At 39.1% G+C, this 12,758-nt stretch carries 21 protein-coding genes; 9 read left to right on the top strand and 12 right to left on the bottom strand.

The features are described 5' to 3' along the window. Positions 1-38: 38 nt before the first annotated feature. From ACYQ3L_RS17680 to ACYQ3L_RS17715, 8 genes are all read right to left on the bottom strand, one after another. Positions 39-461, bottom strand: coding sequence for a hypothetical protein (locus tag ACYQ3L_RS17680; protein ID WP_379994791.1), 423 nt, complete (start codon positions 459-461; stop codon positions 39-41). After that, entirely contained in the window at positions 442-663 is a 222-nt protein-coding gene (locus tag ACYQ3L_RS17685; protein WP_379994794.1) for a hypothetical protein, read from the bottom strand. Before ACYQ3L_RS17685 ends, ACYQ3L_RS17680 begins: the two co-directional genes overlap by 20 nt. Then, positions 660-1,040, bottom strand: coding sequence for a hypothetical protein (locus ACYQ3L_RS17690; protein WP_379994796.1), 381 nt, complete (start codon positions 1,038-1,040; stop codon positions 660-662). The genes ACYQ3L_RS17685 and ACYQ3L_RS17690 overlap by 4 nt, the downstream gene beginning before the upstream one ends. Before the next feature lie 81 nt (positions 1,041-1,121). Continuing rightward, positions 1,122-1,292, bottom strand: coding sequence for a hypothetical protein (locus ACYQ3L_RS17695; protein WP_379994798.1), 171 nt, complete (start codon positions 1,290-1,292; stop codon positions 1,122-1,124). A gap of 136 nt (positions 1,293-1,428) precedes the next feature. Next, complete coding sequence (locus ACYQ3L_RS17700; protein WP_379994800.1) at positions 1,429-2,142, bottom strand: hypothetical protein; 714 nt, start codon at positions 2,140-2,142, stop codon at positions 1,429-1,431. Between the two features lies 1 nt (position 2,143). Continuing rightward, the gene (locus ACYQ3L_RS17705) at positions 2,144-2,446 is read right to left on the bottom strand and encodes a hypothetical protein (RefSeq protein WP_379994802.1); all 303 of its coding nucleotides are present in this window, start codon (positions 2,444-2,446) and stop codon (positions 2,144-2,146) included. Between the two features lie 25 nt (positions 2,447-2,471). Then, complete coding sequence (locus tag ACYQ3L_RS17710; RefSeq protein WP_379994804.1) at positions 2,472-2,684, bottom strand: hypothetical protein; 213 nt, start codon at positions 2,682-2,684, stop codon at positions 2,472-2,474. A gap of 45 nt (positions 2,685-2,729) precedes the next feature. Next, positions 2,730-2,924, bottom strand: coding sequence for a hypothetical protein (locus tag ACYQ3L_RS17715; RefSeq protein WP_379994806.1), 195 nt, complete (start codon positions 2,922-2,924; stop codon positions 2,730-2,732). A 132-nt stretch (positions 2,925-3,056) separates the two neighbouring features. On the opposite strand from ACYQ3L_RS17715, the gene ACYQ3L_RS17720 reads away from it, so the two are divergent. The 7 genes from ACYQ3L_RS17720 to ACYQ3L_RS17750 all read left to right on the top strand — a co-directional run bounded on the left by ACYQ3L_RS17720 (position 3,057) and on the right by ACYQ3L_RS17750 (position 5,797). Then, a complete protein-coding gene (locus ACYQ3L_RS17720; protein WP_379994808.1) occupies positions 3,057-3,392 on the top strand; it encodes a helix-turn-helix domain-containing protein in 336 nt (111 codons plus the stop codon). Between the two features lie 32 nt (positions 3,393-3,424). Further along, positions 3,425-3,784 (top strand): hypothetical protein, encoded by a 360-nt coding sequence (locus tag ACYQ3L_RS17725; RefSeq protein WP_379994810.1) that lies wholly within the window; start codon positions 3,425-3,427, stop codon positions 3,782-3,784. A 2-nt stretch (positions 3,785-3,786) separates the two neighbouring features. Then, positions 3,787-4,203, top strand: a complete 417-nt coding sequence (locus ACYQ3L_RS17730) for a hypothetical protein (RefSeq protein WP_379994812.1) — start codon at positions 3,787-3,789, stop codon at positions 4,201-4,203. Between the two features lie 142 nt (positions 4,204-4,345). Continuing rightward, positions 4,346-4,696, top strand: a complete 351-nt coding sequence (locus ACYQ3L_RS17735) for a type II toxin-antitoxin system RelE/ParE family toxin (RefSeq protein ID WP_379994814.1) — start codon at positions 4,346-4,348, stop codon at positions 4,694-4,696. Continuing rightward, on the top strand, positions 4,659-4,958 hold the full coding sequence (locus ACYQ3L_RS17740; protein WP_379994816.1) for a helix-turn-helix domain-containing protein: 300 nt from the start codon (positions 4,659-4,661) through the stop codon (positions 4,956-4,958). The genes ACYQ3L_RS17735 and ACYQ3L_RS17740 overlap by 38 nt, the downstream gene beginning before the upstream one ends. A 230-nt stretch (positions 4,959-5,188) precedes the next feature. Then, positions 5,189-5,374 (top strand): type II toxin-antitoxin system HicA family toxin, encoded by a 186-nt coding sequence (locus ACYQ3L_RS17745; protein WP_379994818.1) that lies wholly within the window; start codon positions 5,189-5,191, stop codon positions 5,372-5,374. 21 nt (positions 5,375-5,395) lie between these two features. Beyond that, positions 5,396-5,797 carry a hypothetical protein gene (locus ACYQ3L_RS17750; protein WP_379994820.1) on the top strand — a complete coding sequence of 134 codons (402 nt, stop codon included), beginning with the start codon at positions 5,396-5,398 and terminating at the stop codon, positions 5,795-5,797. Between the two features lie 565 nt (positions 5,798-6,362). On the opposite strand, the gene ACYQ3L_RS17755 is transcribed toward ACYQ3L_RS17750, so the two are convergent. Both ACYQ3L_RS17755 and ACYQ3L_RS17760 read right to left on the bottom strand, forming a co-directional pair. Beyond that, the gene (locus ACYQ3L_RS17755; protein ID WP_379994822.1) at positions 6,363-7,661 is read right to left on the bottom strand and encodes a phage integrase SAM-like domain-containing protein; all 1,299 of its coding nucleotides are present in this window, start codon (positions 7,659-7,661) and stop codon (positions 6,363-6,365) included. A gap of 171 nt (positions 7,662-7,832) precedes the next feature. Beyond that, positions 7,833-8,366, bottom strand: coding sequence for an XkdF-like putative serine protease domain-containing protein (locus tag ACYQ3L_RS17760; protein WP_379994824.1), 534 nt, complete (start codon positions 8,364-8,366; stop codon positions 7,833-7,835). Positions 8,367-8,592: 226 nt separating this feature from the next. On the opposite strand from ACYQ3L_RS17760, the gene ACYQ3L_RS17765 reads away from it, so the two are divergent. Continuing rightward, positions 8,593-9,252, top strand: a complete 660-nt coding sequence (locus ACYQ3L_RS17765; protein ID WP_379994826.1) for a SatD family protein — start codon at positions 8,593-8,595, stop codon at positions 9,250-9,252. 5 nt (positions 9,253-9,257) lie between these two features. Then, positions 9,258-9,818, top strand: a complete 561-nt coding sequence (locus ACYQ3L_RS17770) for a DUF3307 domain-containing protein (RefSeq protein WP_379994828.1) — start codon at positions 9,258-9,260, stop codon at positions 9,816-9,818. Here the strand turns inward: ACYQ3L_RS17770 and ACYQ3L_RS17775 are convergent. Both ACYQ3L_RS17775 and ACYQ3L_RS17780 read right to left on the bottom strand, forming a co-directional pair. Next, on the bottom strand, positions 9,813-10,637 hold the full coding sequence (locus ACYQ3L_RS17775) for an IS982 family transposase (RefSeq protein ID WP_459952367.1): 825 nt from the start codon (positions 10,635-10,637) through the stop codon (positions 9,813-9,815). The genes ACYQ3L_RS17770 and ACYQ3L_RS17775 overlap by 6 nt on opposite strands. Before the next feature lie 402 nt (positions 10,638-11,039). Continuing rightward, the gene (locus tag ACYQ3L_RS17780) at positions 11,040-12,749 is read right to left on the bottom strand and encodes a RagB/SusD family nutrient uptake outer membrane protein (protein WP_380001029.1); all 1,710 of its coding nucleotides are present in this window, start codon (positions 12,747-12,749) and stop codon (positions 11,040-11,042) included. Positions 12,750-12,758: the final 9 nt, after the last annotated feature.

Here is a 12,758-nt window from a genome sequence, read left to right on the forward strand (position 1 = left end):
TTTCCTCCTTTTTTTCACACCGCAATTTTGCGTAGTGGTTACCAATAGTTCTTAATCTTCAGTTTCGTCATCGTTCTCAGGCCATATTTCAGCCTTAATTTTTCAAGACGGATGGTAGCGTTTCTTTTATCCCGGACTTTGGCGGCAATCTCCGGATTCGTTTTCATTGCGGGGACATGCCCTTTTTTGAACCGGAATTCCTCCCCTCCCGGAACGCTCCAGCCCTTCAGCCCTTTTGTCGGTTGGGGCGGATGCGCTTTCCGGGACATTTCCGATATTTCCGCTCTTCTTGATTCTAAAAAGGATTCCTCTTTTTCGAGATCAAGTTCCCGGGCTTTTCTTATCATTGTTCGCATGGATACCCCCAGTTTTTCCGCCAGATCCCTGTTGAATGAAGAAGAGAATTCACGCCTTAACATTTCGAGCATTTCCTCTGTCCAATTAACTTTTATCCCTTTCATTTAGCTCCTTTTTGTCACTACGCAAATTTGCGTAGTGGTTAATAATAGCGGTATATATCCGCGATAACAATGTTACGATCAACACCAGCAGCTGGATAATCACGACCAGCAACCCGGCCTCCTGCGAACACCATCCGAGCGCTACACATATGCCGGCGAATATGCACATGGCAAAGAATAGTTGGACTTCATGTGTTTTCATAATACGTACTCATCATCGTCATCGTAGTCGTAAGGGTATTCGAACTGAGCCTGCCAGTTCTCGTCTTCGTATTGCTTGAGCATGGCAATCTCTTCCACCGTGCGGTCCTGTTCATCCTTAGCCTGAATACGTTTGCACTGTTCCTCAAAATTCCACATATTGTATTCGCTATTCTTACGTTTGGCTGCCATTTCTTTGGCTTTCTTGTATTGTCCCACCGCCTTGTCTGCCAGGCACTGGCATTTCTTCCGGGCGTCGTCGATCTCCTGCATGGTCAGCCCGCTTTCGTTTTCTAACGACATCGACGCTTCGAAATGCGAGTAGTCGTAGCTTAGCATCACTTTTACCGATGCCGTTTTGATAATTGTTTCTGTCATAGCTTATTTTTATTTAGTTTTTTCAGACCGCAATTTTGCGGTTTGGTTATTTTTCATTCTTCGTTCTTCACTTTTCGTTTTTCATATTTCTTCTATATTAATTTTCACCGATACCACAGAAAGCGAAAAATCACTGTCATTCATCCGGAACATATACCTGTTGATCGTCTCATACAGGTATGTTACTTCGACAGGTTTATCTTCGCCGGTGTACAGGTACTTTTTATCTTTAATTAATTCCTTCGGATCCATGATTATTAATTTGAAGATTAGCAATTTAGTAAATCAGTATATTGATTTTTTTTGATAATAGTTTCCAACTCCCCGAATTATCCGAGGGGAATTTATTATTGGCACATTGGCATATTATTAAATCAGTACATTAAACTCAACTGGAATTATTCATCTTGGATACGAGATATTCTACAGGCATTTTCAGCCCTTTGTCGTCCCGTATTTTATTCAGAATTTCCCATACCTTATGCCCGATAACGCCGTAATTAGACCATTGTACTACCTTCCTGGCGATATCCGGCGGACAGTTTATATCCCTTAGCCGGCCTTTCAGGCCTTCCCAGTTACGTTTTATCCCGTCATCGGGCGGGTGATCTCCGTCGGGGGAGTAGGTTTCAATTGGTGGAGAATTGGATGGAGGCTGCCGGCGAATAACGCCGCCTTTGGGACCGGGGCTGCGTTCAGGGGAAGCAGGGGATGGAGGGGACTGGGTAGCAGCTCCCGCGCTTTTCTTGTAGAGAATAGAATTTCCATCATTGGAAATCTTATCGCTGGCGGTGACGCCTTCCGGTATCGGTTCAAGGCAAAGTATGATGTCTGCATATCCGTTTTTAGACCGGTAATCTATCATCCCCCTTTCCTTCAGCATATCAAGTGCTTCCTTATATGTATTGTAAGAATACCGGATATCAGTTTTTAATGACTGATTATTTACTTTAATATACTGTTTCCATGGCTTATCCTTAGTTCCACTGTCATTGAACCGCACTAATATGGCATGATATAATTCCAGCGCACTGTGGGTAAAAGGATTAGTCCGATGCTCCCGGTTAAAATTAATTATATACTCTACATATGATTTAGCCATATTATTCTATTATAGAGTTTTTATTCTTTTCATACTTCTCCAGCGTAATCTCCGCCATTCTTACGGCAGCTATCTCGCGGCGGCTGTAATATATCGGGGAATTTTTTGCCTTTCCCCGCCTGATCTTCTTCACAGCCCCGCTTTTGATCTGCTGGAGTAACCAGTGTTCACTGCCCGCAAGCTGGCAAGCCTCTTCATACTTGACTTCGTCAAAGGAAGGGTAAAGTTGCTTAAGCACCGATAGGGCGGCGATATCTCCGGCTTCTATATATAACTGTTTTAATTTGAAGAGATCGATTTCCATAGCGTAAGTAAACTAGTGGTTATAATTATCCTTCAGTAGCTTTTATTTCAAAATGTTCAAATTCAATAGTCATTTTTGTGCCTATCATGTCAATCACGCGAATATCGTGACTGAAATCGTCGCATTCTTCCGTATAAATAATAATATCATCCTCCTTAATTGTAGATTCAATATTATTAGCCAGGTTATGTAGATAAGCTATTACCTCTTCTTTTATTAATACTTTCCTTATTTTCATGATTCTATATTTTTTGTTATTTAAATGGTTACAGTAGTCGTAATACTACGATTTTCTTTTTATTGTTATAAATTCCTCACTTACCAATACGGATATCTTCCAACCCATATCAGAAACTACAATATTTGCATTTGACCGTATGCTCGAAGGCTTATAATCAGGCCTCGGCAATACTATCTCTTCGCCTACCTTAAGGGCTTTTATCGATCCTCTTACATTGATTTTTTCTATTGTTTCCATTTGTATTGATTGATATATTTATGCAAATATAAATAAATATCTTGCAGAATATGCAATATAATATTACATAAAATGCAAATATTTTGCAAATAATATTCTAATTAATTGATAATCAATAGATAATTTAATATCATGGAATTTGCACAAAAGAAAATTTTGGAAAATATTGAGTCAATTCGTGAATACAAGCGAAAAATGACTCGGAAAGCATTAGTTGAAAAAATCAATATTTCCGAAGCAACATACAGCCGTATAGTTGATGGAAAAGTTCTATTGACATATAATAGACTTGCAGATATTGCAAAAGCACTTGATTATTCTGTAATCAACATAATAACATATCCTGACGAATATATAAATCAACAAAATCCCACTTCTACAAAAGTATTAGTGGAATTGGAGGTTAGTAATGATGAATTTATAAAGCTAGGATTAAAAGATAAAGTATTACAAATTCTAAATAAATAAAATATCAATAAACAATTAAACCTTAATACATTATGTCAGAAAATGATGAAAGAAAAAATTATTTAAATGCAACCATGTATGAAATTTTTATTTGCAGAGCCTTTAAGTGTAATAACTCAAAAAATGGGGCACATCTCAGTAATATGAAAAATCTAATCGATGCTGAAAATGGAAAATTATGGGTTTCGCATTTACCATCTGCATCTGCTCAATTAATAACTGTAAAAAAATATATATCAAATGCTATTGATGAATTTCTCAAAAAGAGATTATCAAATGCAGAAAGAGAGAACCTCTTAAAACTAAAACATATAGTTGAATTAGCAACAAGTTCATCCCAGTTATTTCAAGTTATTGATGAAGGATTAGAAATTACGGATAGATTTAAATAACTATGGAATTAGGGATAAATAAAGAAACTGAGAATGAGATCATTCAAGAGATTTTATCTAAAATGAGGAAAAATATAGGACGTTATGAACCTAGACTTATAATAAAAAATTACCTTGGCACTGATTTAGACTTTAAAACTTTATCTAAGATAAGTCGTTCAATTACCTCTCGGATGGTAGAAGAAGGATTAATAGAAGGAGGTCACGGAACTTACACGCTCACCCAAAAAGGAATAAAGATTGCTAACGATGGGGATGACGGATATAAAAAATATTTACAGGAACAAAAAGAAAAAGATCAGTTAAGGGAAGAATCTGAGATTGCTGAATATAAAAAGAAAATATTCGATTATAAATTCAGGTATATTTCCTATTTCTTTTCTTTAATAGGTGATATGATAAAATCAACATTTAAATAATTCCGTAGCCCCGCCCATTAGCAGGGCTTTCTTTTTCCACATCATCAAACCGCACAAATAAAGCTTGTCATTTTTTTATACAAGCTTTTATTTTTCACACGCAAAAGTTGCAATATATTGCAACTTTCATTATCTTTGTACTATGAATAGAATAATAATAGCATTTAAGGATTACTATCAGGAGTTTATAAAAACACTGGGTAAGAAAGAATTACTAAAGCTTAAATATATTCTTTCGTTGCTCGAAACTACAGACCGCATGCCGGTAAAGTTTATCAAGTATATCCGTGATGAACTCTACGAGCTCCGGATGGAATATAATAGTAATATTTACCGTGTGTTTTTCATTTTCGATGAAGATTTTGTAGTCGTCCTGTTCAACGGTTTCCAGAAAAAGACGCAGAAAACGCCGGTTAGCGAAATAGATAAAGCATTAAAAATAAAGGAGGAATATTATGCATACAAACAATCACATGATAACAAACATAAGTGAACAACTGGAAAAAGAATACGGCAAGCCCGGAACTCCCGAACGCGCCAAATTCGATGAAGAAGCCTACGCATTCTACACCAGCCAGCTATTACTGGATGCACGGAAGAACGCGAGGTTGACACAACAGGAACTGGCCAGCCGCATAGGGGTAAACAAATCTTATATTTCCCGGATAGAAAAGGGTCTGATAGTTCCCAGTGTAGCGACCTTTTACAGGATAGTCAATGCGCTTGGCTTGAGCGTCGAACTTGCTCCGGCTTAATTCAGCAGTTATTCTGTTTGTGATAAGCTTTCAGCCCTGCCCATCAGCGGGGCTTTTTTTCTCCATCTTTGCAATTCTACCTTTTCAATAATTGACAAGCTTGTATTTATAAACTTTTTTATACTATAATTTGATAAAAACACACAAATAGTATAAAAATATTTACCTATTTATTTTGATAATGGTAAATATTTATATACCTTTACCTTGTCGAATAAATAATACAGGATATGAAATCAAGAGAATTAAACCGGTTGGCGGTAAAGGCAGGATGGAAGTTTATATCACAGGACGCCACCAGCCACCGGACTTATGAAAAGGACGGGAAATTTCTAATCATCCCTTACCATGGGGCGAAAGAAGTCCCCACAGGTACATGCAGCAAAATATTAAAAACAATCAAGGGGCTTATTTAGCCCCTCTAAATCCACAAAATAATGAAACAGATAACAGCAATATTGGAAGCGGGCAAAGACGGCTATGGCGTGTCTTTCAAAGAAATAGACAATGTATTCGGATTCGGCGAAACAATCGAAGCAGCTAAAGCTGACGCGCAGGCTGCACTGGATACATATGTGAAAACGCTGAATAATTATGGAAGGCAATTACCTGAGGTATTACAGGGTGTATATGAGTTGGCTTTTGAGTTCGATATCGAAGCGTTATTGAAGTATATCGACGGGGTTGTAACAAAAACAGCCCTTGCCAAGGCCGCCGGAATAAACGTATCTCAATTGAGCCATTACAGTTCCGGATTGAAGCGCCCGCGAAAGGAACAGCAGGAGAAGATAATAAACGGCCTGCATAAAATAGGCAAAGACTTACTGTCCGTATCTTAATTATTTATTCGACCAAGTAATTTTACGGTCAGGCCCCGCTCATCAGCGGGGCTTTCTTTTCTCACCTTTGCAATTCTACCTTATCAATAATTGACAAGGTAATATTATGCAATTTTCACGAAAAAATACCCCGGAAAACAGGCTTCGCGAGCATGATTTTTTCAAACACATAAAAATAACGTAACTCACTATGTACTAATACTTTAATAAAACTACCTTTTCAAATTTTAAAAAGCTGGACAAATAAGGTTCAAAAAAAAGCCTTAAAAACCCTCATTTTTGACAATATAATACCATATATTAGCAAATTGAAAAATTATTTGACAGTATGACGGTATATGTTTTCATTCGGCAGCGACCTCTTAAGGTCACTACTTATACATCACTTGCCGCGCTTTACGAAGCGAACAAATCTACTATTGATGTTTCAAGATCTACCCTGTATAAATGGAAGTTTAATTCTTTCGACTATGTAAACAGCCACTACATTATAGCGAAGACGAAAACTCAGTCTACAGGCGATGTGCGGAAACTTAATAATACTAGCTTATCAACTATTGACAAGCTAGACATTTGAAGTAATTTTTGACCAGTCGAACAGATCCAGTACTTTTCTGTTAGCATCCCAGATTACCGACCAATCCTTATCGATGTAAATGTCAGTTACTTTCATAGCTCTATCCGGAGCATGGTTTAATGCTTCATGTACCGTATACTTATCGATGCCTACAGTTGATGAACAGGCGATAGTGGCCCAGGAGTGCCGCGCCGCGTAGAACTCTAAATGATCTACGCCAATCTTTTTGCCTATTTTTTTTAAGCCTTCATTAATTACTGCATTGAATACCTTATGGTTAGTATAGTGTCTATGAAACCGGAATAGCTTCTTATCATCTTTATATTTATCCATTAAATTCCGGATACAGGCCTCGACCCTCACACACATCTCAGCCCTGTCATCCCGGCGTGCTTCCGTTTTTCTCCGGTTATAAACTAAAATGTCATTTTTAGGTGAGTCTGAACGGAACATATCGGCGCTATTCATCCCAATCAAGGCAAAAGATAGTATAAAGCAGTCCTTAGCCAGATTAAAAAGGCTACTCCGTCCGCCTATTATTTCCTTTTCATAGGGAAGATCTATTATCTGTTGTATCAAAGTAACAGGCAAAGCCCGTTTACGCGTCTTCGGGAGAGGTTTCAATTTATATTTTTTAAATGGGGAGAAGGGTATATTTATTATCCCGCGGTCTTCGTCATTATACTGTTCCTTAGCCTTGTTATGTATGGCTCGAACGCATGACAGGTATTTAGATACAGCACGGCCTCCCTTAGCTTTCGTTTTATCTTTAGAATCTTTTTTGTATTTCTTTTTATTACTACCACGCTGGGAAGGCTCTGATGCTATGAACTTTTCAAATTCCAGGAGAAAATTTGTGTTTATCTCGGAGATATCAAGGCTTTCCCTTTTTGTAAAACGTTTCAATGAATTCAGCATACTTGTATATGTATCTCCGGTTTCTTTTTTCATTTCAGAGGCTTTCTCTTTTGTGTACTGCATAAAATCGAGATAAAATTTATCGCCACCCTGAAGATGATTTTTTATTTTTGAAACAAGTTCATCTATAGGCATATTAAATAAGCGGAAACCTAGATTATTGCAAACTACACGGCATTCCCGTATAATATCGTCACATTTTTCCACTATATTTACATTCTTTATTTTCAGACTTTTAGTTAGATCATCTAATGTTATATATAAATTTGTGGAAATTCGCCGTATCTCCCTGTTGTGTGTTACCCGTATTCTTACATTGTAAGTTCCGTCCGCACGTTTATTTTGTACTTCCGCTTTGAATGTAGCCATAACCTATAATTATATGTCAACTATTTATAAACAAATATAGCTACTTTTAAATATAAGTAAATAAAATAAGGATATAATTAAGGGAAATATTCAAGAATATGAAAATATAATAACCATATAATATACTGTATTTCAGATATTTTATAAATAACAGTATGATTATATCTAAATTTAATATAGAAGATTGAAGAAACCTTCCAAAGAGAAGCCTTTGACATGGCCGGTCATCACCTCTGTGTTCCAGTATTTTTCATCCTCGACCTTGTAGCTGCACATCAAGGTCCCTTTGGGAAGGTCTTCAAATCCTAATGCTTTCGATTTATCTGTCTGCGGGTCTGCCACTATCCACAGTTCGGTGAGGTAGTTGCCCGAGAGCGGTGTCTGATGCTGGTGTGTGGTATTGTGAAGTGCTACACCGGTACGCATCATTTTCTGTGCTATCCTTTCTATTTGTTCGGCCGAAAACCTGATGTAATAGTCGCCCAGTTCTTCACTGTGACGGTAGATCAGTTGCTCGGGTTTCAGTACTACGCCTGTAATAATGCGTTTCTTTGTATCACGATTGAGAAGAATGTGTTCACTGTTTTTTTTCAATGTCACAAAATCGACCTCATTGGCCGGACAATCGACAAAGGATATGGCACAGATGCCCGTCATATCGTCTTCGTTGTCGTCGATAATACAGTTGTAAATAGGTAAATTCATAGATTATCTGCTTTTTAGGATATAGATAATTGGATTTGAAAAAAATGCAGATAAATGGAAAAATTAACAGTTGGATGTATTACAAAAAATATTCATTCTTATCGCCTTAAAAGCAACAGCACATTTCAGCTGTATTAACAAAAAACAGCCAATATTGGTTGTATTAACAAAAAACAGCTCAAAAAGGCTGTTAGCAAAATAAAAATAGTATCTTTGTAAAAAAAAAATGGGTTGGATAGGAGTAATAACAGGCGATATAGTAGATTCTACGGAAATACTGAGCTCCGGAAACAGGGACAGGCTACTGGATATATTACATAGCGCTATTTCTAATGTCAACACTTTAGCAATAGCTAATACCAGAATAGAGATATACAGGGGTGATAGCTTCCAGATAATTACCGATAATGCCAAAGCTACCGTATGGACAGCTATAACATTAAGGGCTGCCCTGACAGCGAATTCGGGAGCCAATCTCCGCTGGGATGCGCGTATGGGATTAGGGATAGGAAAAGGTGAGTTTATTACAGACAGTGTCGTGGAATCGGATGGAGAAGCCTTCCGTTTGTCGGGTCAGGCATTTGATATGCTGGATAAGAACAGCCGTATGTGCATTATTACGCCTGACGATGACTTCAATGATGAACTGAGTGTCAGCACAACCTTTGCTGATGATATCGTATCCGGCTGGACACAGGCACAGGCTTCGGTTATATATCCCCTTATGATGGCGGAACATACGTCTCAAAAAGACCTTGCAGAAATAACAGGAAAAACGCAACAGACTATCAGCAAATTACTGTTAAATGCGAAAGCAGGTAATATAATCAAATATGCAAACCGGTTCAGAAGGAAGGTATCGGATTTGGAAAAACAAAAATATTAAGAAAGATGGAAATCAATATTCTACTCAGGTTACTTTGCGCACATTTCCTCTGTGACTTCCTGTTTCAGCCCGGATCGCTTGTAGACAGGAAAAAGAATGATGATATACAGATAAGTCTGAAAGCAAATATAATGCATAGTCTTATACATGCTATTGCGGCGTACATCATAGCAGGGGCATGGTTAAGCTGGTATATTCCCGCAGGGATACTGGTCTCCCATTTTGCGATAGATTTCCTGTATAAGCGGAAAAAAGATGGACTGCAACCATTCCTGATAGACCAACTGTTACACATTATTGTTCTGATATTGCTTTGGCTTATCTGTGAAGGCCAGTTCAGGGCATTATGGGAATATATATCCGGCCTTTTTGCAGGCAATAAGATGTGGGTTGTCCTGATAGCATATATCCTCATACTGCAACCCTCTTCGATACTTATCGGCATATTCACCGAAAAATGGAGCAGCCAATTGAACATAACAGGAAATAACGGGCTACAGGATGCCGGAAAATGGATTGGCTACATCGAACGCTTTCTTATAATTAATTTAAGTTGCTATTTATAGATTGTAAATTTTATCAAAAGTATATCCCCAAATGAAAGCAATAAGTTTAATCAAGAACCCCTTTTGAGTGACGGCATGAATTTTCTTAGGCAAATACTTGGTAATATCACTAAAAGCTGTTTCAATCCGCTTTCTGTGAATAGATATCAGATATTCCATACACGGATTATGCGGCTTTGTGGAATTACTTTTCCTGGCAGCTTTCAGATAAATATTATTATCGGCCAGCATGTCTTCAAGCAAATAATCAGTGTAAGCGGAATCAGCCAGAAGTTGACTTCCATCAGGCAGGTTGACCGGCAATTGTTTTATACCGTCAATATCATGGATTCCGCCTGCTGTAAAGGTAAATTCTACGGGAATACCATCCGAAGTAACTATCATATGAACTTTAAAACCATAAAAATAAACACGTTTGGAAGCACATTTACCTCGGTATTGTTCCCCTTTGACAATCCTGGATCTACTTATGCGTATATTATGGCAGACCTCTACAGGAAAGCTATCGATGCTATAAGTTGTCTCAAGGCTCATACCCTTTATTGCCTGGCCTGTATAGAAAAAGAGTTGGCTAAGAAATTCTCCTATATTGTGCAACCTGCGGTTGAAGCGGCTTTTGCCAAGCATACGAGGCATCAATCCGGTAGAACGGACAAAACAGATGGATTTCTCTATATTGCCTGCAAAATACTGGGCGGCAATCAGAACTACCGTAATGATTTCCGCATCACTGGTCTTACGGCTCTCAGGCTCTTTGTGGTTCATCGATTTCAATATATCATCAAAAAATACGTATATTGCAATGGTTTTTGTAACCATGGTCAGTCCTTTTTTGTGTGTTAGCACCGCAAAGTTAAGGGATTGACCTTTTTTATTGGATAATTCTATAAATAGCAACTTGAATTAATTACATTTATATTTACCGGAAATTTCGAAGCCATCGGATTCCTTCTGGCTGCCAAGTCGATATTCAGATATGGCGATCTGAAAGAACTGCAGGAAATAAAAATGACCGAATATGTAATGATAGGAACGCTTTCGAGTTTTTCTGTGGCTATCATTATCGGGGTGGTTTTTAAATATTACCTGCTTTGAAAGCAATATATTATATAAAATAAACAAGAGGCTGCCTTTCCCGGGCAGCCTCTTTCAAATTCTACTGTTTAAAGCCTATACCTAAACAGCAAGCGGGCATTTATATACCAAACAATCTGCTCATTGTTAATATCCCGGATTTTGTTCCAGTAAGTTGTTAGCCCCTATCAGGCTGTAATGTATCGGGAAACGGTTCAGATTCGTATTGTTGGTCGCTTTATGATCCCACCAGTCTTCGGTCACATAAGCGTCCCAACGTACCAGATCGGTGCGGCGGCGGCCTTCGCCCAAAAATTCCCGTAACCATTCGTCCAGCATACGGTATTTGTCCAGGTTCGAAGCCGTAACAGGATCAGGGTCGTTTCCGTTTGCGAAATAGCGTTTACGCACGGTGTTAATCAATTGTGCCGCTTCGCCTTTTTCTCCCGCGCGCATTTTGCATTCGGCCAATGTGTAGTAAATTTCGGCCAAACGAATGATAGGAATATCGGGATCAAACTTACGGTTCTTCTCGCTCTGATTTGGACGTGGGCTGCGTTTGGTAACACGCACGCAGGATGACTCCTCAGCCGTGGCGATAGTAGATGGTAGTGATGCCAACGTAGGATATTCGGCCGAACCTAATTTGGCAAAATACGATACCTGGTCTACGACTGTAATTATCTGCCCGTTATACTCACGGCTACCTGTACAAACCCAATCGGAATTAGTCGGATTGATGAGTTTACCTACGATAAACATCCCCCGGTACTTGCCATTGTTCTCATATACATATGGTTGCTTGCGTATATCGCTGTCATGGAATTTGGAATAAGCACCACCCAGTTTGTAAGGATATTTATTGCCCAGAGGGTCGAGACTTGGAATCAGCCCGATACCATTATTCGAACCCGAACCTTCCAATCCTCCCAGATAATTCCTGTAATTGTATGGTACCATGCGATCCCAGTACATACCGTCAGTTTCCAACTTGGCATTCTGACTAGGTACCGACCATATGATCTCGGTACACGTTTCGTTGTCGAAACCGAAAATGTTTGTCCAGTCCGCATCCAGTTCATATTTGCCGTATACGCCATTGATAATATCCTGACATATCTGTCCGGCCTCTGCATACATTTCCGTACCGATATACGATTTGGCATTGAAGTAGAGGCGTGCCAGAAGAGCGGCTCCTGCAGCCCTGTTGATACTACCGTTCTCAAGACCTCCGAGCTCCTCCTTCACAGGGAGGTTAGGGATGGCTTCTTTGAGCAGGTTTTCGATAAATTCGAAAGTTTCCTTATCGGTCGAACGGCCTTTTACCTCGCTCTGTGTCGTAGTATAGAGAGCTACTCCTCCGAAAAAGTCGAGCCCGTCAAGGTACAAGGATGCAACCAATGCTTTTTGCTGATTCAGCATCGATTCGCGCGTGCCCTGTGGAAACCCCAGAGCATCGAAGTCCACTTTTTCAAGATCTTCGAGTGCATCCCAGGCAAGAGCAACTCCCATCGCAAAATTAGTCCATCCTGTTTCGATGAAAATCATATCTTCTGTATATTCATGATGGTGGAATTTCTGATAATTGGCACCATCAAACCAGTCACTGCCTCTGGTAGGCTGGCAGAATTCATCCGTGCCCAGTTCCTGCAACATCCAGCGGGGAGCGTCATTGGCCACATACCAGCGCCAATGCGTGAAAGGGCGGTTGAAACGTTCCCATACCGCTTCCTGCGATGTATAGAATGTTTCGGGCACTACTTGTGTATAGAAGGTCGGATCTACATCGCAGGATGTAGCAGTGAGCAGACAAAGTGCTCCCGACAATATGAATTTGGTTATCTTATTCTTTTTCATTCTTGCCTA

The sequence above is a fragment of the Dysgonomonas termitidis genome (genome assembly GCF_054657735.1).